The following is a 20,577-nucleotide window of genomic DNA, read 5'->3' as shown; positions in this document are numbered from 1 at the left end:
ACAAAATTCTTTTGAAAGAAAATCAAGAATGAATATCACCCTCGACGAATTGGCGACTTTCATGGCCGTGGTCGATACCGGCTCGATGACGGCAGCTGCCCAACATCTCGACCTGACAGTGTCGGCGGCCAGCCGGACGCTGGGGCGCCTCGAGGAAAAGCTGAAAACGACCTTGATGCGCCGGACCACGCGCAGGATGGAGCTGACCGAGGAAGGGCGCGCGTTCCTTCAACACGCGCGCGCCATCATCGATTCCGTGGAAAGCGCGGAGGAACAGATGGTCGCGCGGCGGGAAAACCCATCGGGGCTCCTGCGGATCAATGCAGCGTCGCCTTTCATGCTGCACGTGATCGCACCGCTTGTGCAAGGCTACCGCGTGCGCTATCCGCACGTTCACCTGGAGCTGAACACGAACGACGGCATCATCGATCTACTCGAGAGCCGCACCGATGTCGCTATTCGAATTGGCCGGCTCAAGGATTCGACGCTGCATAGCCGGCTTGTTGGCAGTAGCCGCATGCGTGTTCTTGCGAGTCCCGACTATCTTGAGGCGCACGGACATCCGCGCGAGGTCGCTGACCTTGGCAAGCACGTACTGCTGGGCTTTACACAACCGGAGTCGCTCAATGTCTGGCCGTTGCTCGGTGCCGACGGTGAGCCGTACCGTATCGAGCCGGTGGCAAGTTCATCGAGCGGCGAGACGCTTCGTCAACTGGCGCTCGAAGGCGTGGGCGTTGTCTGCCTGTCGGATTTCATGACCGACCGAGACCGCGAAACAGGGCGTCTCGTGCAGATCCTCGCCCGTCAGACCAAGGACGTCCGTCAGCCAATCCATGCTGTCTATTACCGCAATACAGCCGTTTCTTCGCGAATAGCGTCGTTCATCGATTATCTGATGGGCGAGATTGGAGGCAACGGGGCGACTCAGCATCAGACTGCGTGGGCGCGTCAAGCTTAGCCCGGATCGACTACAGCCCGTGCCTGGCTATTTGCGAGGTTTAACGTTTCCAGTCGCTTGAACGTCCGTTACGGAGAAATCCAACTGTCCCTTGTGCGTCGGGATGGGCCGATCAGCGTCGGGCAGAGGTCGGGCAGGAGCCGCCGTTCACATGCGTTGTCGGTCGGACGTTCATGCGTCGGCTTCACCCCGTAACCGGCCGTCCCATTGACAAAGACAAACACTCCTTCATCGGCCGAAGTGGCCGCTCCGTTAGTGCAGTGGGAATGTCCCTCGAAAAGCACGAAGCGGCCAATGCCGTTGTCACGGCATCGTAGTGTTTGTCGTTGGTCCAGTGCAGAGTGCCGGACCGGTATCAGACATGGTTGCTTCTGTTCGCGGCCTCATGCTTCGGTCTCGTAAAGCAGACCGTAGCTTCCGCTCGTTCGCTTTATTCGCGCGAAGCCGAGTTCCCCCAAATGCATACCGGCGATCAAAAGTCCCTCCGAGCTGACCAGGTCCAGAAGCCGTGAACGTGTGGTGGCTGCCAGGGAAGGGTCTTGATCGAATGCAATCGATACGTCTGGCCGTTTAATCTGGATGTGAGGAAAATGAACAATATCTCCCCAAACAAGCAGGCCCTGATCATGGGATTCGAGAAGATATCCGGAGTGTCCATCTGTGTGTCCCGGTAGCGGCATCGCTCTGATACCGGGCAGCACTTCGCCCTCGTCGAAAGTACGGAGCTTGTCGCGGTAGCCGTCGAACACTTGACGGGCTATCAGGAAGTTACCGCGGGCACGCTCGCTGGCACGGCTTAGATTTCCGTCATCCTGCCAAAATTCGACCTCTCGCTGACGAGCAACGAGTTCCGCATTCGGAAAGGTAACTTGTCCGGCTGTGTCCACTAGTCCTCCGACATGGTCGGGATGGGCGTGTGTGAGCAGGATTGTGTCGATCTCCGATGGTTCGACGCCAGCAAGCGATAAATTAGTTCTCAGGCGGCCGCCCCATCGCTTGATACCCCCTGAGGGTGACCCACGATTGAACCTCGCCGCTATCTGCGCGTCGGGTGCCTGCCGGTACGCGCGACGCGGCACTCGAACTGCAGTTCGCGCGCGCGGCGCTCGGGGATGCGCACGACCGCATCCGGCGGATCGAGGCCGAGCGCGATCTCGCCGGCACCATGCTCGCAGGCCTGCTCGACGCGAAACACTCAATATTACTTTAATATAGCAATCGCAAAAACCGGCTTGGAAACCGCGCCATTTCCATCGAAGGTTACCCTTACGTTGAGCCCAAGCGTTTTGGCGACTGTCGCCAAAGAAAGTGTGCTTTGCCCGACGGCCGAATTACAATTCCACTGCCCACTCTGAATAAGAGTGCCAGCCGCATTCCCCAAATCGATGTAACAAGTGTTGCCTTGATTGTTAGATTTTACCAACGTTATGTAACCAGTCTCATCATATGGCCCAGCGAATGACAATACTGGCATAAGTATCGCATAAAGAAAAAAAGCAGATTTAATGAGCTTGTTTTCGATCATGATGTAATCTCCTGAATTGATAACTGCAAGGTGGACCTTCAAGGCGAAGAATATTGATAATGCAATGCTCAATCGAACTCAATGATCGTTGTGATGGCTATAGCCGGCGCAAAAATATTGGAGCTCGCTCCACGTCAAGATATTGCTGGCACTATTGACCGATACATGAAATCTCCTTGTCACGTCTGGTAGAATTTTATCTTGATGAAGATGCAGTCGGGAGGAAGCCGATCCAGGATGGAACTGGCCGAGGTCCGTCGCTGGCCGTAACAGGCGAACACCAAACTCCTGTGAGTGATTGGCACGACGAGGTCGGTAATGTTCCACCAACACTCTTGGCATAAAATCTTGATACAGCGAGTGAAGCAGACCCTCCTCCATCTAGTTCGAGTGCGACAGGGACATGAAGCGATCGGAAGAGGCCGGCAACCTGCTCCCGGGAAACCCCATTGCTGTAGTTCCCACCTTCAAAGATGTAGAGACGATCAAGTGACGAATCGTAACCTAGAGCAACCCTTGTCGTTTGCTTATTGCCAGCGTCTGGAGCAGTGCCACTCTCCGATCTGCCAAACAGGCTGCTTCCTGAGATTCCAACGGTCCGGGACGTTAGCGTCCTGATTACACCCAGCGACTGGGAGGAATTAAGATCATTGTTTATAACACGAACGTAATCACTGGACGGCGCACTCTCATAAAAGATCATTGTGTCTACCGGCGCAACATTTTTCCCATCTTCGTTAATGTAATGTCGTGGTCCGGCGAAATATTTTTCGTCACCCGCGCCGCTATTATGGGTTCCTCCAGTTGGGCCACTACTGTAGTTATCGTAATAAATACCAAGGGGAACAGAACATTTCGTAGTTTTCCATGTTTGCCCATTTAGCTGTGGGCGCACATCAAAATAATTTGCGTTAATCATGAATTCAGGATCTTTCAATCTTGAATAAGCTTCGCTTGGCGTAAAAATTTCCGCCGTCTGTGGGGTGCCGTCGGCAACTGTCTTTGCAGAAGGGTTATTTTCGCAGCGATTCGAACCATCGGCAGCACTATTTCTGTCTCCCAGCAACACCGGGAAAATTTCTAAATTACTGAATTTTGGTATTATGAGTAATGTGGCAGGCTGATTCAATACTTCAACTTTAGCAATAGGAAAAAGATTGAAATATGGATTGGAGTCGGAGTTTGAATTGTAATCGTATTTGGCGCTCCGAATAAAAATATATTTAACCACGGGAATGAGATGATTATTATCGAATGAATATAATAAAGGTGAATCCTTGTTGTTCGCGATTTCATCCTGTATTTTTTTAAGACTTGTCCGCCATTCTGAAATTGGATTACCGACGGCAAGTGGCAAGGGGGGCGATGAGGATGTTGACTTCTCCCGATTCAAACCCGTGCACCCGCTGATTCCAAGGGCGATTGAAACTACCAAGGCACTCGCGAGCGAATTCACGAGTGACGTGCAGTGTTTTGGCATGATCTTTCCATATGATTTGACCATAAATGAGAAAATGAAAAATCCAGCAGTTCAATTTTTCGTAGAACTTCTTGCAACGAGAAATCAGAAATCGGGCTGCTTCGATGTACTCGTCATTTAAAATGGGTTGGCGATGGCCTTTCCCAATCCTTACGACAACCAAACCTGCTGATTCTTACCGACTGCCTGTGTGTCAGCCCGCCGCTCTCCGGTCCCGGTCGCGCATATCAGACTGCAGTACCCGTAAGTCACATTCTTCTCCTGACAGCTTCATGCGCCTGCTGACGGCCCCTCACGTTTATCCCATACGTCTCGCCGTGATCAACACTGCGCGGCGACCGGATTTATGCAACAACGCCTCGCACACCGTGAGGGACGTGGCTCACCGAGTCAATACGATTGAAGACGCTACCGCCCGTTGTGTCGGATTCGCCGGCGCACTGTCGGATGGGTGACCGACATCCGCACCGTTCACGATCATCGCGCTCGACCCGCCACCATCGAGATTGATCGCCTTGCTCGCCCCAAGCCACTCCATGACGTTTGCTGTTTCCTGGATTGTCGTACCCAAAGCAAGGCCGGGTTGCCGTCCGTCAGTCTCGACCAGCAGGATCGTGCCGTCCGCAGCCGTGCCGATCATCGTGCGCGGGTTACGTGCGTTGAACCATCCCCAGTAAAAGCTTGATCGATCGACGCCTGCATAGTCGGGCGACCAGCCTTCTGTCACGGCTCTTTCCTGAACTGTCGCAGCCGGCAACAAGGTTGGGCCGGCAGCGGTCAGCGACACGCCCGGCGACAGTGTCACCGGAGCGTTGTTCGACTGGACCTGCGACGCGACTGTCAGCGCCGTCCCAACCGGCGCATTTTGTTGCAGCCATGCGGCGCTCGTACCAAGCCCTTGCAAAGCGTAACCGCCATTAGGCGGGGGCGCCCCCAGCGTCGCACTTCCTGACAGGACCTGACCATTGCTGCTCACCAATACTTCGTAGGTCGGCCCGCTGTAGCCCGGATCAACCGTGGTTGAGGACGTCAGGCCACCGTTGAAATTGCTGTCATACAGCACGAGATCGTTATAGTTTGTACAGGTGTAGTCGTGTGCACGCTCCGGGGCAGGCGTTTCATCCGGGCTGCCACAATTGAATATCTGACCAAGAATCGAGCTGTTAAACGCGACGATTGGCGTGCTCGTGCCGTTCGCGCTGGTCACGGTCACTGTCGTCGACAGGTTGGGTAAGAAAGCGACGGTTGGGTGCCCGTCCACCTGCGCAAACGAAACACCCGGCTCTCCATTAGCAGCCATACCCTCAAGTTTGCCGTTGGAGACAATCGTGCTGGCTGCACCCTTCAACTGGACACCGGCGGGGTTGGCATTGGTCGACCAGAAACCGGAGTTTATTGCAGCAATGGCCCCCAGGCGCGCGGCCGTTGCCTGGGGCGTTTCGCCGCCCGTGCCCAGCATGCCGCCGCTGCCGGATGCATTGCCGCCCGCGATTATGTTCTGAAGGTTTCCCTTGAACGTAGGTGAAATGGCCAGGACATTGACGAGCCATGGCCCGGTCGACGACGCGTTACCGTCAAGACCTGTATTGCGGACTGTGGGCTTATACGCGTTGCTGGTTTGTTGAGCGATTGCCGTTGCAACAGCCTGTGCAGCGGCCTGAGTTGCATACTGGCCGATCGACACGTTGAAACCAAGTGGCGACCCGTCCGGTCCGGTTCCCGCCGGGTCATAGCGTACCTGATAACCTGCTGCCGCCATCGCTGCAGCGGCAGGGGCCGCAGCGATCTGTGTCTTCGCGAACTGAACCGTGACCGTCCAGGAATCGGTGCTGGCCGCCTGGCCGCGAGTGATCTGGTAATACGTGACACCGGGGCTGACCTGTGTGGTTGTACGCGCTTCCTGTAGCCCCGGCGGTCCGAGCGGCAATTCGCCCGCGGGTAGTTGCCATGAGACCGCCGGGGAGGGCGCCGCAGTAGATAAGGACGACGAAGTTGCGTCAGAAATGGAATCTCCACACCCCGATAGAATCAAGGCTGCCGCAGCCGCCAGTACCAATTCTCCAACTACATATCTATCCGCCAACTTCTTCATCAACCGACTCCCCAAATCAAATTTTCTTCTTACTTATCAATTCGTCACAGAAGCGAATTAGGCCTGTTCAGATCATAATCCTGAACAACCTTTAGCTTAACTGAATATTAATTTGCTATGGTGACATCTCTGTGAAAGATTATTTGATATGCAGTACGCATCAATCACAAAATTGATTTTGAGATAATTCATTGCGGATATATCGTAAGCATCAGACCGGTACCGTCCAGAATGTCGTTGACGGCGGAGGCGGGAATTGCTATCGCTTCGGATTGATGCGCGTGGAAGTCGGCAGTAGAGGTTCGGTTTTGTCGCGATACCGATTGCAATTTGAGCAAAGCCGGATATGACTAGGACTACCTATTTCAACAACGAATAGAATTGCTCGGCGAAAGTTTGTCGGGCCCCGTTGTTTTGCATCTGCCCCTTGGCGATCATGTGAGCTACCTCGATGCCACCGAGCAGGATGCGTGCGCACCGGAAATTCTTGAACCCGAGCATGGAGTGGGTACGCCGTTTAATCGCGCGGTGGTCCTGGTCGATGATATTGTTCAAGTACTTCGTCTGCCGGATCTTGATGGGCGTTTCGCGCTCGGCGTTGATGACTTGCAACGCAGCCATATTGGCGCCGCTTTTGTCGATCGTCACAGTCTCGGGTTCGCCATTCAGGGCCATCGACTTTTCGAAATACCGCCGCGCCGCAGTCTTATCCCCATGGGCCCGTAACAGAAAGTCGATGGCGTTGCCGGCCATGTTGACGGCGCGATACAGGTATTTCCATTGGCCCTTGACCTTGATGTAGGTCTCGTCGACGCGCCAGCTCTTGCCCACGGGGCGTTTGTGGCGGCGAAACGCTTTTTCCAGCACCGGCAGCAGCTTGAGCGCCCATCGGTGCACGGTTGAATGATTCACTGAGATGCCTCGCTCAGCCATCATTTCTTCGAGGTTTCGCAGGCTAAGCAGATAGGCCACATACCAGCGAACACAAGTCAGGATCACATCAAGCGGGTAATGCAGGCGTTTGGGCACGCGGGCAACGGTCGGATTCAGAGTCCTCATCAAGCTTTCAGTCGTTCATCTGTTCCGCACATCATAGGCGACCGCCTTATTGCAACAGAACCGGTCCGCCGGACGGAAAAGTAAAGCGCAAAAGCCATTCGCGCTGGGCTTCGTGTCGACGCCAAACGTGCAGCGTTGCATACACCCCTTCCATCGTCCGACACCGCTGCTGATCCCACGACGGAAGGCTCGTCCGGATTAGGCGAAGCCGTGCACGAAGCACGTCTGTGGCGCGACGACGGCTGGACCGCGCGCGTCATCAAGAACGAAGACGACGAAGGCTGGGCCGTCGAAATGATCAAGGACGGCGAAGCGGAACCGGCGCTCGTCGGGCCGTGCACGATGGGCCGCAACAAGAAGGATCCGAAACCCCTCGACACCTTCGGCGAGCAGTTGGCGCAAGTGCAGGTCGCGCCCAGCTTCAAGCTCAGCAAGGCGAGCGCCGCGGCCTGGGTCGAAAACGAATTTCGCCGCCCGGGCTAGAAGCGGGGCAGGCCGGCTGACCAGGCTGATTCAAAAATTACTAAAGCCTGTCAAGATACTTTCATATTCACTTCATAGAATCATCGCGTCATGGCGGCGCGAGCGTGAACCATATGGTTTCGGGTTGACTGCGTGCCGGCTGTGCATTCACCTACGCTACCCGAACCCTGGATCACGACAACATGGCAGAGCCGTTCGACATTTCCCGCCGCAAGGCCCTGAAACTACTTGCCGGTGCGCCGATGCTGCCGCTAGGCGGCATCGCCACGGCGTCGATGCTGACCGCTTGCGGCGGCGATCTGGCGACTCCGTCGGCCAATTCCGCCACGCCTACTACGCCTGCCACCCCGGTCGCGAACTTCACTTCGGCGTCTTTCACCAGCATGCCGGCGCCGTCGCTCGCCAACCCGTCGCTGATGGCAACCACCACGGTCGGCTCAGGCCTGACGGTTTCGTATTCCGACGGCTCCCAAAAGGCTTACAAACTCGCGTACCAGCCGTTCTTCATGACCGGCGATCTGGTCCCGGACGGCAACGGCGGCACCGTGCTGGCAGGCGGGTACTTCGACATCAACAACCAGCCGATCGACGACGATTCGGTGCCCGCGCAACGGCGCCAGTTCTTTTCGGACTCGCCGGACGGTACGTCGCTGCTGAAGATCGATGGCGCGAAGGTCGCCGGCGTAAAGGGCAACACGGTGTTCGCTGTGGTCCAGTTCGAATACACGACGCGCTCGCAGTCCGGCAGTGACATGTATGGCCGCCTCCCGTCGCCGATCGCGGTGCTGACGCTGGATCAGGATCCGGCCACCGGCAAGTTGACGCTCGTCAAGTATCACAACGTCGACACGTCGCCCGCGAATGGACTGTGGATCACCTGCGGCGCGAGCCTGTCGCCGTGGAACACGCATCTGTCGAGCGAGGAATACGAGCCGGATGCGTTCACGGCCAGCTCGAGCAATCTGGCGCAGTACAAGGCGTTCAACGATAACCTGTACGGCAACACGAACATTGCTTTCAACCCGTATCTCTATGGTCATCTGCCGGAAATCACGGTCAAGGCGGATGGCACCGGCTCGGTCAGAAAGCACTATTGCCTCGGGCGCATTTCGCACGAACTGGTGCAGGTGATGCCGGACAACCGCACGGTCCTGATGGGCGACGACGCGACCAACAGCGGCCTCTTCATGTTCGTGGCGGACAACGAGAAGGACCTGTCGGCCGGCACGTTGTATGTGGCGAAAGTGGGCGCGGGCTTCTCGGTCGATCCGGCCGCGGCGGGCGCGGACCTGACGTGGATCAGGCTGGGTCACGCGACGAGCGCGGAAGTCGAGGCCATGGCGAAGTCGAATCGGCCGCAGGACGTCATCGACGTCAAGTGGACCGATCCTGCCGACGCTAACTACCGGAAGATCTTCGCCGGCGGCACCGCGCAGTGGGTCAGGATCATGCCGGGCAAGGAGAAGGTTGCGGCTTTCCTCGAAACCCATCGCTACGCTTACCTGGCGGGCGGCAGCATGGGCTTCACAAAGATGGAAGGGACGACGGTCAACATCAAGGACAAGATCGCGTACTCCGCTTTGCAGAACATCGTCGACTCGATGGTGAAGGGCAACGCGAAGGGCTGGAACGCGGAGAGCAACATTTCCGTCGACGCCGCGATCAACGCCGGCGGCGTGCTTCAGCACAAGCTCGCGGGCGGCCAGAAGGATAACCAGGGTGCCGCGATCAACAGCGAGTGGGTGCCGGTGCACACCAGCGCGCTGCTGGTCGGCAAGGACATCGCCGCCGACGCGCTCGGCAACAAGGCCGACCCGGAGTTGGTCGCCAACCCGGACAACCTGAAATTCTCGGAGAAGCTGCGCACGCTCTTTATCGGCGAGGACAGCGGCTACCACGTGAACAATTTCCTGTGGGCGTACAACGTCGACACGAAGCAGCTCACGCGTCTGCTGTCGACACCCGCCGGCGCCGAATCGACCGGTCTGCATGCGGTCGACGAACTCAACGGCTGGACCTACATCATGAGCAACTTCCAGCATCCCGGCGACTGGGGCAGCCAGCATACGCAGGCGCTCAGGGACACGCTCGATCCGCTTGTGCGCGCGAATTACAGGGATCGCTTCGGCGCATCGGTCGGCTATCTGACAGCAGACCCGACATCGATCAAGCTGGTGTGACGGCAAGGCTCGCAGAGATCCTCGCAAGTCTCATTGTGGGGAAATTGATGGTGCTTTGATCCGATACGAAAAGCACGGTTCGCGAGCGGTTCATCGCCCCCTCTCTGGAGCTCAGGATTACCCACAAGTAATGTGATGGTGCTATTCGTTTTGCCTGAATATTCGGTACATCATCGTGATTTCGTGCAGGACAAGAAATCCACGCCAGATGACGGTAGGACCAGGCGGACGATCATGCTTTCGAGCGAGATACCCGCCGAGTCTGGCGATCCACAAGATGACCTGCGCCAGTGATGGCGGTTTATCAGGTATTTCAGTACTGCCATGCGTACGACAGTAGAGGGCTCGCCACTCGATTGGCTGCAGCAATACTTCGCATGGCAGGTTGCCATCAAGCCTTGCGAGCAACATGGAGTACAGGATCCTCCAGCTTACTACGGCGAACAATGCGGTGGCGCGGACGAATCGATCGAGATTGCCAAATTGGCGGGCTTCAATGCGACAGCCACTTTTAAGCACACGATGCCACGATTCAATCGTCCATCGGCGCGCATACCATGCCAGACGCTCAAGGGCCTGAGCGTGCGTTTGCGTAGGCACCGAAGTCAGTAGAAGCCATTCCAATGGCTCTGCTCCTTCGTCCAAGTTCGTTTCCTGTGCATGAATTGCAAACACTTCAATTTCGGGAAGCTTCTCGCGACGACGATTTTGCGGCGGACGAAGGCGTACGGGCATGCAGCGCACAACCAGCCGTGCGGTGCGTGCCGGGCGGTTTTCGCGTGCAGGCACCTGCAGTTGGGCCTCTCCAAGCACTGGCGAGGCCAGCACGGTTTCCCACAAATATCGATCGGGGTGAGCAACGCGTCGGTTCCACGACGCGCGCACCAACCAGTCGACGCCGGCAGGCCGCTGCGCCAGGAACACATCATAGACATCGCCTTCACGGTCGCTCACGCCGATGACATGCGTGCACGGACAGTGCGCCTTGAGTACGCCCAGTTGCTCGATGCCTTCGAGCCATTTCGCGCTCTCTTTTTGTTGTACGGTTCGTTGCCCGCGCAGATGTTTCTTGCCCAACTCCTCGTGCCTACGTTTCCAGGTCTTCATCCCGATCACCCCGAGTGGCAGCCCCTCTGGCGTGAGCGCAAGCAGACTGTGTATCAGGAAACCACGCACGTGTGGATCGGAGCCATATCCCAGACCTTCGGTTGCCCGCAGATGAGACAAATTGAACTCGGTGGTGTCCTGAACAGCAAGGACGACTGGCACCTGTTGCATACGACACAGCGTTTGACCGATGTGCCCACCCAGCACGCCATCGACATCCACGTGCGGGTTGTCGAAAAAACGATATGCCGCCTTCAGCTCCGAACCATTGAACGACTGCGGAAAAGAGCAATGTGGGCCCAACGAAAGCTTGCGTGCCAACGTCACGAGCCGTCTGGTCAGGCGAGCGTCGCCGAGCTCGGCGGCGCCAAACTCTTCATTTGCCCAATCATCAAGGTCAGAGGTGTCCGACAATGCCCGGCATCACAGATCACGAACCGGATCAAAGTTAACATCGGTCGTCACCGTTTACAAGCCATCGCCCTTCAATCGCATAGTCACGAGCGACTTATGGGTAATCCTGAGCTCTCTGGAGGGGGTTTTTTATTGGAGCCGGGAGGCAAAGTTGTGTGTTCGCAAGACACTCTTCGAACTGTGACATAGACCTGCATTCAGGCAACTGCGTGGTGATAGTCAGCGACTACGGGGCGGATTGCGGTCGGCTGGCTCTTCGCTTCCCGCCTTACGCGCGACATTTTGGCGCGCTCGGGTGACGCGGCCTGTGGCGCAACGGCCCTCGAATGGAGCCTTGTCGTTGAGAGTTGTAAAGCGGATGAGGCACTACGCGGGCAGACGAATGAAAGCTCTCCGCAATAGACTGTACTTCTCGATCCTGATCTTTGCGACGGCAATGCCGCACCAATCCATGCCCCCATTCTTTGATCGCTGTGTGCGTCTCGTTGTCGGCGCAACGCTCTCTGTTTCACTTGCCGCCTGCCACCATGAAGAGCCGTGGAAGCTCACGGACGTCCAGGGGCATTTGCCCGATCTGGATTTCGCGCTGACCTCCGACGCCGGCAAGCAGATTAGCCAGGCGAACCTGGCAGGTGATGTCACACTCGTCTACTTCGGCTATACGCATTGCCCGGACGTATGCCCGGAGACGCTGGCCAAACTGGCCCAAGTGACGCATCAACTGGGCGGCGCCGCACAGCATGTGAAGGTCCTGTTCGTGAGTGTCGACCCGGCGCGGGACACGCCCGCAGTGATGCATGCGTATGTCGATGCGTTTGACGCAAAGCACGACGTCGGCCTGACCGGTTCCGACAGCGCGATCAAGGCGCTCGCGCAACGCTATCGCGTCGCGTACCAGGCTGACAAGCCCCGCGCGAACGGTGGATACGAGGTAACCCATAGCTCGGCGATCTACATATTCGATGCGAAAGGGCACGCACGCCTGATCGGTGCGGACGACGATCCGGTCGACGCATTTGTGCACGATCTGCGTCAATTGGCCGACGAGACCTGACGACAGGCGCCCGCGACGGTGCTGAAGAGGCTGCGAACGAGCCCGCGCACCCACGGTGTTTTCAACAGATAGAGTCGGACGTACGTCGGAGATTCCGGCCAGATTCGCCCGGAGGAGCGCTTGTTGTCGCCGCCCGAAGTTCCACGCATACCACCGCGTTCAGCTGGTCAATAACCGGCTACGACCAGAATCCCTATGCACGCTCAACGCAAGGTTTCCCGGCATACAAGTGTGTGGCGCCAGTAGCATCGTGGATCACGCCACCGCTTGAGCAGGCTGGACCTCGACCGTGACATGGGACAATCCCTTAAAGCGCTGGAGCACCGCATGATGCCATCTTCGAAGATGGAAACGGCAAACACACCGGACGGAGCGAAGATCTTCTGCGCCTCGTCTTCGTAACCATGCCCGTGGTGGTCGCCGAGCAGCCACGCGCTCGCCAGGTTGACCAACAGGCCTACCACCGCGATGGGAATCGCTTCGCCGAAATGAATCGATACTGGCGACAGAAAGCGCGACACAGCCTCGTACCCAATCAGCACTGCGATCATGGCAAGTACGATGGCACTCGTGAAGCCCGCGAGATCGCCAAGCTTGCCAGTACCGAAAACGAAGCGGGGGTCGGCAGCATGCTTACGCGCGTATGTGTACGCGAGGGCTGCAATCAGCATTGCTCCAGCGTGCGTCGACATGTGCAGACCGTCTGCAACAAGCGCCAGTGAGCCAAACATATTGCCGCCGCTGATTTCAATCAGCGTCATCGCGCTGCACAGCGCAATGACCGCCCAGGTCCTGCGCTCGTTCTGCTCGTGAGCCGCGCCCAGAAAGATGTGGTCGTGTCCTGCGCCGAACGCCGAGTCTTTGAAATCACTCATGTGCTGCTCTACTTGAAATAGCTGTGAACGACTTCGATGAGCTGGTCAGTCGCGCTGCCGGCCGGCTCTTTGTGGGTTTCGGCATCGACGAGATGCGTGCGGATATGCTCCTCGAGCACTACCGCCAGCAGGCCATTCATCGCGCCGCGACAACTGGTTATCTGCTGCAGGACGTCGATGCATCCACGCTCTTCCTCAAGCGCCCGCTCGATGGCTTCCACTTGCCCCTTGATGCGGCGGACCCGGTTGAGAAGCTTCTGTTTCTCACGAATGGTGTGGCTCATGAATGACCTCCGATATATCGCAGGAGAGTATATGTATGCCAGATCGGGTGGAGGGGTATGCTAATTCTCCCCGGTGAACGAAGGCGAATTGAAAGAATTTGACTGCATTAGACCCGGCTTCGCCTTTCGGGCAGCGGCCTTTATGGATGGACTTTGTTTGCGCGAGGACGGCACGTGCGAGCGAATCCACGATACGCGATAGGGCGTCACCGTCCCACCGGGACGCGCCAGGCACGCGATCGTTGCGATTGGCTCGTGCCGCGTTGGCGTCCGGTCACCAGGAAGAAGCAGGCATACGTTGTCCTGACGTGATCGGCTGCTTCTGGCCGGACACAGCATCGTGTGATAAGAATATGCGCCGCGTGCTTCAGATGCTGCGAGCGACGCTACGCGAATCCGCCGGCCAACAAGTGACGTTCGCGAACGTCACTTTCAGTCGTTTTGTCCGCACCGGGCAGTCTCGGCCTGCTGCCACACGGAGCCCATTTATAACGTGACGCAGGATACGGCCCACCTCACTGCCCGTTACTCAGCGTACCGTATGGACGCCCGCTCGCGTTTAAGTTCGTGTGCGTCACGCTGGCGGTGCTGCTGGGCGGCTACAACCGGATGATCCACTTGCCGCGCTCGCAGGCCGCGACGGCAGATGGCGGTCCCGCTTACCCTGACGCTCAACGCGGCTTCGACCGTCTGCTGGCCGTCGAAGCCGTCGCCATGCTGGCGGTACTGGCGGCCGCCGGTGTGCTTGGCCACACGGCGCCCTCGGGCGAATAGGCCTGGTTACGTTAGAGCCATCGCTCGCATCACCCGGGTATCCGAACCCCGACAGTCCGTCGCTTCGACGAACGCGGATCAGGCTCACTAATGATCGAGAGCCGGCAGTTCGCGCCAATGAACGCGCCTTCTAGTGTGAATCCGCGCCTTTCAGGCCAGCATCAATGGTCTATTCTTGATGCCAGTAGCCGTTGAAGGCGAGGTGACGGCGCGAGGGGTGTAAAGGCGCAAGGAGGCTAACGTGAGCTACAAACTCGACGGCAGTATTCTGGAAGTGTGTAATTGCAACGTACTTTGCCCTTGCTGCATAGGTGAGGACGCCGACAATGGCAGCTGTTGCGCCGCGATCGCCCACCACTTCGACAAGGGCTCGATCGATGACATTGAGGTCTCTGGATTGACGGTGGCCTGTGCCACTTTCATTCCTGGCAATATCCTGCAGGGCAACTGGCAGGTAGCCGTGTACATCGATGACCGGGCCACCGATGTGCAGTTTGAGGCGCTCTCCAGCGTCTACCGGGGCGAGCGCGGCGGCCCGCTGGCCGACTTCGCCCATATGTACGGAAAAATCGTCTCGATCGAGCGCGCGCCCATTATCTTCGACCTTCAGGGCGGTAAAGGCAAACTCGATATTGGCGTGGACATTCATGCGGAACTCGAGCCGTACTGGAGTCCGAGCGGCGCCCCCGCGGTGCTTCTCGGTAATTCCATCTCGACGACACCATGCTCCCCGGCGATCATCAGCAAAGCGAGCGCTTACCGGATGAAAAACCCTCTGCTCAAGGTCGACCTCAACCTGACGGGTCATAACGCCACCCAAGGCCATTTCAACTTCCAGGCCTGACTCTCCTCCAACGGCCACCGAGCCTCGCGATGAAGTCCGCTTCGCGCTCAGGGCTTTTTCCGCCATTGCTAGCCGGGCTGATGCTTTCGGCCTGGCTGGCACTGTGGGGATTGGATGAAGGACCGTATTCACGCTATCTGAACCATACCGGTTGAATCCGCCAACCCGTCGCGGCCGTTCGACCTGGCTCCGATCGAAGGGCTATCTTGATGGTGCAGCCGCCATCGCTCGGTTGCGGATAGCTAATCGCCCAATTCGACCCTTCGTACATAGCCTTTTCGTCGCGCCTGGGTCCCGGCCACGTTAATGTGTCGAGAACCATTGGTCGACTTCGATATCCCGATGGCCCCTGGCATGAGACGGGCAACGGTGGCATTTCCGTGCATGCGGCGGTGCGCCATCTATAGGCGACGTGACTCTTTGGAATGCAAAAATGCAGGCATCCGAGTTGACCGACGACCAGGTCGCGGAACTGGTAGAGATGTTCCGGCAGATCGGCGATCCGACCCGCCTGAAAATAATTGCAGCATGCCTGCGCGCGCCGATGTGCGTTTCCTACATCGCGGCACAATATGGCTTGGCGCAAACGCTCGTCAGCCATCACCTGCGGCTTTTGCGAGCAGCCCGGGTGCTGCGCGCCGATCGGTGCGGAAAACAGATTTTCTGTGTAGCAACTGACGAGCACGTAGAGCGTGTCATCAGCGACATGGCTGAACACGAGTGTGAGCATCCGCCGTCCGAATTTGATGAGCCACCGAAGGAGGAATGACGCGTTTTGCAGCTGACCCGCAAGGCAAGCCCCGATGTTTTCCGGCTATCGAACCCACCGCGCCGGTTAATTAAAGCACAGACGCGTTTACTTCATCGGGGGTATGGCATCATCTAGACGGAAAAAAGGGGCGTTGACTTCGGCGTGCGTAAGGAGGATCGCTTTAACATCTGGCCGGATTAACCGTTGCCCATTGGGGGCACGCCGCGAAGCCCACGTCATGCGTTCACTATCACGTGAGTCGAGGAGCACCACTATGAGCACCTGCAACGAACCGCATCATGCCCATCATGACCATCAGCATGGTCCGAACTGCGGACACACTGCGATCAGGCATGGCGATCACACTGACTATCTGCACGATGGCCACCTGCACCATCCCCATGGCGATCACGTGGACGAACACCGGCTGGAGGTGAGCGCAAAAAATCCGGATCAATGTACTTCCAACTGCGGCGGTCATGAGTCGGGACATGTCCACGGGCCGGCATGCGGCCACGAAGCGGTACCGCATGGCGATCACGTCGACTACCTGGTCAACGGCCACCTGCACTATCCGCACGGCGATCATTGCGACGACCACGGCCCGGTTGAGCTCGCCTGAGTGCCCGGCGCCAGGCAGGCGACGTACCTCAATACGATTGAGTATGCATGGTGCCAGGTTACTGCGTGGGTGGACACACCTTACTGCGTCCACTCAGGGAACGGGTCGGTAAATTTGTGCCACGCGACTTCATCACGGGCCAGTTCGTCCTCGCTTAGCAGGCAGGCATCAAAGGACGCGCGCAAGGCTGCCTCGTCCATTCCGGTGCCGATCAGGACCAGCTCCTGTTGACGATCCCCGAAACGCTCATGCCAGCGGCTTCGGATGATAGCCTGTGCTTCGGGCTCCTGCGGCCAGGCGTGCCTGGGCACGGCCGCCCACCAGGTCCCGGCGCGTCCGTGACGCGAGACCGCGCCGGCTTGCGACCATTCGCCGACTGCATGGTTGCGCGAGGCCAGCCAGAAGTACCCCTTTGAGCGCACGACGCCCGGCCACTCGCTCTGAATCCAGTCGAAGAAACGCTGCGGATGAAACGGACGGCGCGCGCGGTAGACGAAGCTGGTGATGCCATATTGTTCGCTTTCGGGAATGTGTTCGCCGCGCATCTCCTTGAGCCACCCAGGCGCTTGCGCAGCGGCTTCGAAGTCGAACAGGCCGGTATCGAGAACCTGCCCGATCGGCACCTGGCCAAAGCGGCTTTCGACGATCTTCGCGCGGGCGTTCAGCACCCGCAGCACGCCTTTGAGCAACTCCAACTCGCTTGCGCTCACAAGGTCCGTCTTGTTCAGCACGATCACGTCGCAGAACTCGATCTGCTCGGTCAGCAGATCGACCACGGTGCGGCGGTCTTCCCCGCCCATCGTTTCGCCGCGATCCGCCAGGAAGTCGTGGGAACCGTAGTCGCGCACAAAGTTATAGGCGTCGACGACCGTCACCATCGTGTCCAGGCGAGAGATATCCGAGAGGCTGTGACCTTGTTCGTCGCGAAACGTGAAGGTTTCCGCCACCGGCAAGGGCTCGGATATGCCCGTGGATTCGATCAGGAGATAGTCGAAGCGCTTCTCCCGCGCGAGCCGCTGGATCTCGATCAGCAGGTCCTCGCGCAATGTGCAGCAAATGCAACCGTTGCTCATTTGGACGAGCTTTTCGTCGATGTGCGAGAGCTGGCTGCCGCCGTCACGAATCAGCTGAGCGTCGATGTTGACTTCCGACATATCGTTCACGATTACGGCCACCCGCTTGCCTTCGCGGTTATTCAGGACGTGGTTCAGGAGCGAGGTCTTGCCCGCGCCGAGAAAGCCGGACAGTACGGTGACGGGGAGCTTGTGCATGGGAAAAGTGGAGCCTCAAACGTGGTGAAGAAGATCGCATGAATCGACACGGCCAGCCTGCTGGCCGAGGCGGGTGCGCGGCAAGCAGGCGCGATCCTTCGTGTCAGTTCTGCAGGACTTCGCCAACCATACAGTTGTCGAGGCCCGCCTTGAAAAGATCATGTGGCTGTTGACGGCGGCGTAAATCCGCACATAAATGGCGGCACAAGGTTCACCAGGACCGTCAACAATGAAGCGCCGTTGACGGCCTCGGTCGGGGTGGCCGGTCCCAATCAGAATGGATCGCCGATGTCGTTGAGATTGGGATCCTCGGGAGGGGAATGCTGTTCGTGCAGCAGGTCATGCAGGGCGAGGTCATAGTGCATGCAGATCCGGGCACGCAGATCCCCGATGAGTTCGACGACGGCGAGCGCCTGTTCCGGCGACCAGTTGTCCGGTATCAGGAAGTCGAGCCCACGGGTGATGCCCGAAGGCAGGTGTGCCAGGCGCTTCATGATTTCTTCTCCGCACGCGCGCTACTGCGTCTGCTGGCGCGTTGCTCGGCCCTCTCGCGCGCTTCCTTGACCCGGTAGGACTCGCCCTCGATGGCAATGACTTCGGCGCGATGGACCAGCCGGTCAACGAGCGAGACGACACAGGCGGCGTTCGGGAACACCTCGTGCCATTCGGAGAACGGTCTGTTGGTTGTGACCACGGTACTTGCCGATCCGTACCTGCGGCTGACCAGTTCGAACAGCAGATCGGCGTGGCGGTTTGAGTACGAGAGGTAACCGACCTCATCAATCACCAGGACGTCAGGGGATGCATAGCGGCGCAGGCGTCGACGCAGCGCCGAATCGCTGTCCAGTGCGGCCAGTTCGCCGAGCATCTGACCGGCGGTAGTGAACAGCGCGGTGTGACCGTGCACGAGCGCCTGATAGGCGAGATTGAGCGCGAGGGTTGACTTGCCGACACCATTCGGGCCGATCAACACGACGTTGGCGGTATCCCTGACGAACCCGAGCGACATCAACTCTTCAACGGCAAGCCGGTCGCAGCGCGTGGGCCAGCTCCAGTCGAAGTCGCACAGCGGCTTGAAGTTGCCCAGGCGGGCATCGCGGATACGTCGCTCCAGTGATCGGCGGGCGCGCTCATCCTCTTCCCACTGCAACAGCGGCGCGACCCACTGTTCGGCGGCCACATCGGTCCAATGCGCGAGCAGTCCGTACAGACGCAGGGCGTTCGCGCGCCCATGAAGGTTCTCAGGCGTGTTCATCGGCGCCTCCCGCAAGCTGGTCGTAGATGTCGAGCCGGTGTGGTGTCACCAGCGTGTCCTTGTTGCGCACGTGTTCGGGCAGGATGAGGGTGACTGGCGGCGGGGCCTGCCGTGCCTCGCGCCGGCGCTCAAGCGCCAGACGTACCGGATTGGGATGAGGCGCCGCGTCGCTGGCAAGGGTTTCCTCGATCGCGGCCTGCAGTTCGGCCGGGCCATAGCGGTCGAGCAGTCGCAGCAGGTGCGTGGTGATATTGCCCAGATTGCCGCCACGCTCAGCGGCGTGCAGCATCAGGGTCCGGCTGGCCGGCGCAGCCCGGGCCAGATGATCAAGACCGCGATGGTGACGGGCCTCGTGCTTCCTTGCGACGAGCGCATCGATGTGTGCGGCAATCTCGATCTGCGCGCCGCGATCGTAACTGCGTTCATGGGTGGCGAGCAGATCGGCGCCGTCGAGAATGCGTACGCGCCGGGGATCAGCTCGTACCGTGAGCGTGCGTCGCACATGGGTATACGGGATCGTATAGTCGTTCAGGTCGAAGCGCACGTAGGGCGTCTTGCCGACCTTCACGGCGAGAAGCAGCTCACACGGGTACGGATTCTCCGGCAACGTGAGCAGGCTGGGCTGTTCGCGCCCGAAGGCCTCGCGCACGGTGATCATGGGTTCTTCGCGGCAGGGCCGCTCAGCAGCGGGTCCCGCGCACCAGATTGCCGCCTGGGCGTTGAGATCGTCGAGGTCCGTGAATCTGCGAGCGGCAAAGAAGCTCTCGCGTACAAAGCGGATTGCCCGTTCAACGCGCCCCTTCTCGTTGCCCCGTGCGACAGCCACCGGACGAGGCTCATAACGATGATGCGCGGCGAACGCGAGCAATGTCGGGTGGAAGCGGATCGCATCGCCCTGACGCTCAAGCACGGCGCTACGCAGGTTATCGTAAAGCAGAACCCTGGGGACCCCGGACCATGCTTCGAAGGCGCCGGCATGTCCTGCCAGGAAACTGTCCATACGGGCATCGAGGAAGAAGCGCAGATAGATCTGCCGTGACCACGACAGCACCATCACGAAGGCCATCAGCGGTCGTCGTGCCCGACCGATCTGCAGGTGACCGAAGCTGGCCCAATCGACCTGCGCCTGTTCCCCGGGCAGCGTGCGCAGGCGCAGGTAAGCCTCAGGTACCGGGCGTGGCCGGTGCAGCGAGATCAGGTGCCGGAAGTGGTGGTGACTGCCCCGGTAGCCGCGCTCATACACCATCGCATACAGGCGACTGGCCGTGAGCGAGGGAAACTTCTTTAGCGTCTCGTGGATGAACGGCAGGTAAGCATCGATCTGTGAGGCTCGCTGCACGGCGCCAATCCTGGGCAGGCCGGCCTGGGCCAGCACGCGCTGGACGGTGCCGCGGTGCACGCGCAACTGGCGCGCGATGGTGCCGCAACGCCACTTCTCCACGTGGTAATAGCGCAGGATCTGCGCCTCGAGTTCAGCTCCAATGGTCATGGGTCGTTTCCTGTTCTGTCAGTAGTAGTACGAACATCACGGAAGACCCGACGGCGCAGT

The 20,577-nt window shown here is 58.7% G+C and carries 18 protein-coding genes and 3 pseudogenes; 8 read left to right on the top strand and 13 right to left on the bottom strand.

The features are described 5' to 3' along the window. Nucleotides 1–28 precede the first annotated feature (28 nt). Nucleotides 29–958: a LysR family transcriptional regulator gene (locus OKW30_RS01080; protein WP_187619893.1), complete on the top strand. Its 930-nt coding sequence runs from the start codon at nucleotides 29–31 to the stop codon at nucleotides 956–958. 383 nt (nucleotides 959–1,341) lie between these two features. Here OKW30_RS01080 and OKW30_RS01075 read toward each other — a convergent pair. The 6 genes and pseudogenes from OKW30_RS01075 to OKW30_RS01050 form a co-directional block, all read right to left on the bottom strand. After that, nucleotides 1,342–1,968, bottom strand: a pseudogene (locus OKW30_RS01075) (MBL fold metallo-hydrolase); the annotation flags it as partial. A gap of 26 nt (nucleotides 1,969–1,994) precedes the next feature. Further along, entirely contained in the window at nucleotides 1,995–2,153 is a 159-nt protein-coding gene (locus OKW30_RS01070) for a hypothetical protein (protein WP_429345746.1), read from the bottom strand. A 6-nt stretch (nucleotides 2,154–2,159) separates the two neighbouring features. Beyond that, nucleotides 2,160–2,483 carry a hypothetical protein gene (locus tag OKW30_RS01065; protein ID WP_429345745.1) on the bottom strand — a complete coding sequence of 108 codons (324 nt, stop codon included), beginning with the start codon at nucleotides 2,481–2,483 and terminating at the stop codon, nucleotides 2,160–2,162. 196 nt (nucleotides 2,484–2,679) lie between these two features. After that, nucleotides 2,680–3,876: a phosphodiester glycosidase family protein gene (locus OKW30_RS01060; RefSeq protein WP_429345744.1), complete on the bottom strand. Its 1,197-nt coding sequence runs from the start codon at nucleotides 3,874–3,876 to the stop codon at nucleotides 2,680–2,682. Between the two features lie 469 nt (nucleotides 3,877–4,345). Further along, complete coding sequence (locus OKW30_RS01055) at nucleotides 4,346–6,055, bottom strand: phosphodiester glycosidase family protein (protein ID WP_429346088.1); 1,710 nt, start codon at nucleotides 6,053–6,055, stop codon at nucleotides 4,346–4,348. 360 nt (nucleotides 6,056–6,415) lie between these two features. Then, nucleotides 6,416–7,114, bottom strand: coding sequence for an IS6 family transposase (locus tag OKW30_RS01050; RefSeq protein ID WP_429345743.1), 699 nt, complete (start codon nucleotides 7,112–7,114; stop codon nucleotides 6,416–6,418). A gap of 135 nt (nucleotides 7,115–7,249) precedes the next feature. Here OKW30_RS01050 and OKW30_RS01045 point away from each other — a divergent pair, with 135 nt between their 5' ends. Together OKW30_RS01045 and OKW30_RS01040 are read left to right on the top strand one after the other, a co-directional pair. Continuing rightward, nucleotides 7,250–7,597, top strand: a complete 348-nt coding sequence (locus OKW30_RS01045) for a hypothetical protein (RefSeq protein WP_429345742.1) — start codon at nucleotides 7,250–7,252, stop codon at nucleotides 7,595–7,597. Between the two features lie 182 nt (nucleotides 7,598–7,779). Beyond that, nucleotides 7,780–9,777, top strand: coding sequence for a PhoX family protein (locus OKW30_RS01040; RefSeq protein ID WP_429345741.1), 1,998 nt, complete (start codon nucleotides 7,780–7,782; stop codon nucleotides 9,775–9,777). 141 nt (nucleotides 9,778–9,918) lie between these two features. Here OKW30_RS01040 and OKW30_RS01035 read toward each other — a convergent pair whose 3' ends face one another. Continuing rightward, nucleotides 9,919–11,298, bottom strand: coding sequence for an IS4 family transposase (locus OKW30_RS01035; RefSeq protein ID WP_429345740.1), 1,380 nt, complete (start codon nucleotides 11,296–11,298; stop codon nucleotides 9,919–9,921). 451 nt (nucleotides 11,299–11,749) lie between these two features. Between OKW30_RS01035 and OKW30_RS01030 the strand changes: the two genes are divergently transcribed. Further along, nucleotides 11,750–12,352 (top strand): SCO family protein, encoded by a 603-nt coding sequence (locus tag OKW30_RS01030; RefSeq protein WP_090811184.1) that lies wholly within the window; start codon nucleotides 11,750–11,752, stop codon nucleotides 12,350–12,352. Nucleotides 12,353–12,684: 332 nt separating this feature from the next. Here the strand turns inward: OKW30_RS01030 and dmeF are convergent. Both dmeF and OKW30_RS01020 read right to left on the bottom strand, forming a co-directional pair. Continuing rightward, nucleotides 12,685–13,227 (bottom strand): annotated as a pseudogene (gene dmeF, locus OKW30_RS01025) (CDF family Co(II)/Ni(II) efflux transporter DmeF); the annotation flags it as partial. Between the two features lie 8 nt (nucleotides 13,228–13,235). Then, nucleotides 13,236–13,511 (bottom strand): metal/formaldehyde-sensitive transcriptional repressor, encoded by a 276-nt coding sequence (locus OKW30_RS01020; protein ID WP_187614476.1) that lies wholly within the window; start codon nucleotides 13,509–13,511, stop codon nucleotides 13,236–13,238. Between the two features lie 537 nt (nucleotides 13,512–14,048). Here OKW30_RS01020 and OKW30_RS01015 point away from each other — a divergent pair. From OKW30_RS01015 to OKW30_RS01000, 4 genes and pseudogenes are all read left to right on the top strand, one after another. Further along, a pseudogene (locus tag OKW30_RS01015) lies at nucleotides 14,049–14,285 on the top strand (CopD family protein); the annotation flags it as partial. 241 nt (nucleotides 14,286–14,526) lie between these two features. Beyond that, nucleotides 14,527–15,129 carry a DUF1326 domain-containing protein gene (locus OKW30_RS01010; RefSeq protein WP_184071866.1) on the top strand — a complete coding sequence of 201 codons (603 nt, stop codon included), beginning with the start codon at nucleotides 14,527–14,529 and terminating at the stop codon, nucleotides 15,127–15,129. A gap of 433 nt (nucleotides 15,130–15,562) precedes the next feature. Then, complete coding sequence (locus tag OKW30_RS01005; RefSeq protein ID WP_429345739.1) at nucleotides 15,563–15,898, top strand: ArsR/SmtB family transcription factor; 336 nt, start codon at nucleotides 15,563–15,565, stop codon at nucleotides 15,896–15,898. A gap of 256 nt (nucleotides 15,899–16,154) precedes the next feature. Continuing rightward, nucleotides 16,155–16,502, top strand: coding sequence for a hypothetical protein (locus OKW30_RS01000; RefSeq protein ID WP_429345738.1), 348 nt, complete (start codon nucleotides 16,155–16,157; stop codon nucleotides 16,500–16,502). Nucleotides 16,503–16,582: 80 nt separating this feature from the next. Here OKW30_RS01000 and zigA read toward each other — a convergent pair whose 3' ends face one another. The 4 genes from zigA to istA form a co-directional block, all read right to left on the bottom strand. Next, on the bottom strand, nucleotides 16,583–17,773 hold the full coding sequence (gene zigA / locus OKW30_RS00995) for a zinc metallochaperone GTPase ZigA (protein ID WP_429345737.1): 1,191 nt from the start codon (nucleotides 17,771–17,773) through the stop codon (nucleotides 16,583–16,585). Between the two features lie 272 nt (nucleotides 17,774–18,045). Continuing rightward, nucleotides 18,046–18,267: a hypothetical protein gene (locus OKW30_RS00990; RefSeq protein WP_429345678.1), complete on the bottom strand. Its 222-nt coding sequence runs from the start codon at nucleotides 18,265–18,267 to the stop codon at nucleotides 18,046–18,048. Continuing rightward, the gene (istB, locus tag OKW30_RS00985) at nucleotides 18,264–19,028 is read right to left on the bottom strand and encodes an IS21-like element helper ATPase IstB (protein ID WP_429345679.1); all 765 of its coding nucleotides are present in this window, start codon (nucleotides 19,026–19,028) and stop codon (nucleotides 18,264–18,266) included. Before istB ends, OKW30_RS00990 begins: the two co-directional genes overlap by 4 nt. After that, on the bottom strand, nucleotides 19,015–20,517 hold the full coding sequence (istA, locus tag OKW30_RS00980) for an IS21 family transposase (protein WP_429345680.1): 1,503 nt from the start codon (nucleotides 20,515–20,517) through the stop codon (nucleotides 19,015–19,017). Before istA ends, istB begins: the two co-directional genes overlap by 14 nt. Nucleotides 20,518–20,577: the final 60 nt, after the last annotated feature.

Source organism: Paraburkholderia sp. Clong3, from assembly GCF_050436485.1.
In the GTDB taxonomy this organism is placed as follows: domain Bacteria; phylum Pseudomonadota; class Gammaproteobacteria; order Burkholderiales; family Burkholderiaceae; genus Paraburkholderia; species Paraburkholderia tuberum.
Note: the sequence above shows the minus strand (reverse complement) of the source record. Positions and strands in the feature narration are given on the sequence as shown.